The sequence below is a fragment of the Pseudomonas sp. 300 genome, from assembly GCF_055803035.1.
In genome coordinates, this window is the sequence record NZ_JAVLRV010000003.1 from 31,068 (window position 1) to 33,400 (window position 2,333).

General features: G+C 60.1%; 2 protein-coding genes. Both read right to left on the reverse strand.

Annotation, left to right across the window (positions count from 1 at the left end):
* Positions 1-82: 82 nt before the first annotated feature.
* A complete protein-coding gene (locus tag Q7W83_RS25545; RefSeq protein WP_150634274.1) occupies positions 83-1,126 on the reverse strand; it encodes an ABC transporter substrate-binding protein in 1,044 nt (347 codons plus the stop codon).
* 45 nt (positions 1,127-1,171) lie between these two features.
* Positions 1,172-2,296 (reverse strand): ABC transporter ATP-binding protein, encoded by a 1,125-nt coding sequence (locus Q7W83_RS25550; protein ID WP_150634275.1) that lies wholly within the window; start codon positions 2,294-2,296, stop codon positions 1,172-1,174.
* Positions 2,297-2,333 lie beyond the last annotated feature (37 nt).

Consider the following 2,333-nt stretch of genomic DNA (forward strand, 5'->3'; position numbering starts at 1 on the left):
GCATCAATATCGAATGTGAAGACGCCATCGCGAGCAGGCTCGCTCCCACAGGGTGGGGCAAGCCCACCATCACAGGTCTTGCTTACTTCGCAGCCCAGGAATTGAAGCGCTGTTCCAGTTGCTCGCCGTTGTCAGCCCAGAAGCTGACGTCGATCTGCACCTGGTTGGCGATGTTTTCCGGGGTGGTCGGCATGTCTTTCAGGACATCCTTGGCCAGCAACGGAACGGCCTGAATGTTGGCTGGGCCGTAAGCGATGTTTTCCGAGTAGGTCTTCTGCTGCTGCGGAGCCACCGAGAACGCGATGAATTTCTTCGCCGCTTCAGCACGCGCCTTGTCGAGACCTTTTGGAATCGCCCATGCGTCGAAGTCGTAGATACCGCCGTTCCACACGACTTTCAGGTTGCTTTCTTTCTGCACGGCAGCGATCCGGCCGTTGTAGGCCGAGCTCATGACCACGTCACCGGAAGCGAGGTACTGCGGCGGTTGTGCGCCGGCTTCCCACCACTGAATGCTTGGTTTGAGCTCATCGAGTTTCTTGAATGCGCGGTCCTGACCGTCTTTGCCGGCCAGCACTTTGTAGACGTCTTTCGGCGCAACGCCGTCGGCCATCAGAGCGAATTCCAGGGTGTACTTGGCGCCTTTACGCAGGCCACGCTTGCCCGGGAATTTCTTGGTGTCCCAGAAATCCACCCAGCTGGTCGGTGCGCTTTTCAGCTTGTCGGCGTTGTAGGCCAACACGGTCGACCACACGAAGAAACCCACGCCGCAAGGCTGGATAGCGCCTTTGACGTAGTCTTCGGTCTTGCCGAACAGCGCCGGGTCGAGTTGCTCGAACATGTCTTCGTCGCAACCACGGGACAATTCCGGCGATTCAACTTCCACCAGGTCCCAGGACACGCTCTTGGTGTCGACCATGGCTTTGACCTTGGCCATTTCACCGTTGTATTCGCCGGCGACGATCTTGCCGTTACCCGCCGCTTCCCACGGTGCGTAGAAGGCTTTGACCTGCGCAGCCTTGTTCGCCCCGCCAAAGGACACCACGGTCAGGTCCGGGCCCGCCGCCATCGCGTGTGCCGCACCAATCATGCCCATGACCAGGGCGGTGAATTTCAGGGATCTCAACATTTATTGTTCTCTCCACGTGCAGGGTTGGTTGAAGCAGGGGGGCGATCAGTTCGCCTCTAAAAGTGGGTCGAGCGCGCGAACGTGTTCGACCTGCCAGCCAAGCGGTACCACGTCGCCGACAGCCAGCGCGGGATCGAGCTCGGCAATCGGTTGTTTCACGAAGAAGTCGGTCTTGCCGCAGACTTCCAGGCGAACCCGGACGTGGTCGCCCAGATAGATGAATTCCGCCACCCTCCCTGAGAAGCGGTTGACGCAGGACTCGCTCGAACCATTGAGGCTCACGCGCTCCGGACGAATCGACAGCGTGACGGGCTCGCCGGTCTTGCCGACGTTGACGGCCAGCGCTTCAACCTTTTCACCGCGACCGAGTTCGACGATGCAGCGGTCGCCGGTCTGACTGTGAAGGCGGCCGTTGAGGCGATTGTTCTCGCCGATGAAGTTGGCGACGAAGGTGTTTTTCGGTTCTTCGTAGAGGCTGCGCGGCGGGGCGATCTGCTGGATTTCGCCCTGATGGAACACGGCCACGCGGTCGGACATGGTCAAGGCTTCGCCCTGGTCGTGGGTCACGTAGACCACGGTCACGCCGAGGCGCTGGTGCAGGTGCTTGATCTCCATCTGCATGTGTTCGCGCAGTTGCTTGTCGAGTGCGCCGAGGGGTTCGTCCATCAACACCAGTTGCGGTTCGAACACCAATGCACGGGCCAGGGCCACACGCTGTTGCTGACCGCCGGACAGTTGCGCCGGATAGCGCTGGGCGAAGGCGTCGAGCTGAACCATGCTCAGGACACGTTTGACCCGGTCGCTGACATCGCTCTTGTTCAAGCCGCGCACGGTCAGCGGGAACGCCAGGTTCTCGGCGACGGTCATGTGCGGGAACAGTGCGTAGTTCTGGAACACCATGCCGATGTCGCGCTTGTGTGGCGGCACGTTGTTGATGGCACGCCCGGCCAGGAGGATTTCGCCGGCGGTCGGGGTTTCGAAACCGGCGAGCATCATCAGGCTGGTGGTCTTGCCCGAACCGGACGGGCCGAGCAAGGTGAGGAATTCGCCTTTGCGAATGTCCAGGTTGAGGTCTTTGACGATCAGGTTCTCGCCGTCGTAGCTCTTCTGCACTCCACGAAAGCTGACCAGAATGTCGCTGGCCCCTGCGTTTGAATCGACCTGGCTCATACCCACACCTTTGTTATTGATGACTGCTGTGGACTAA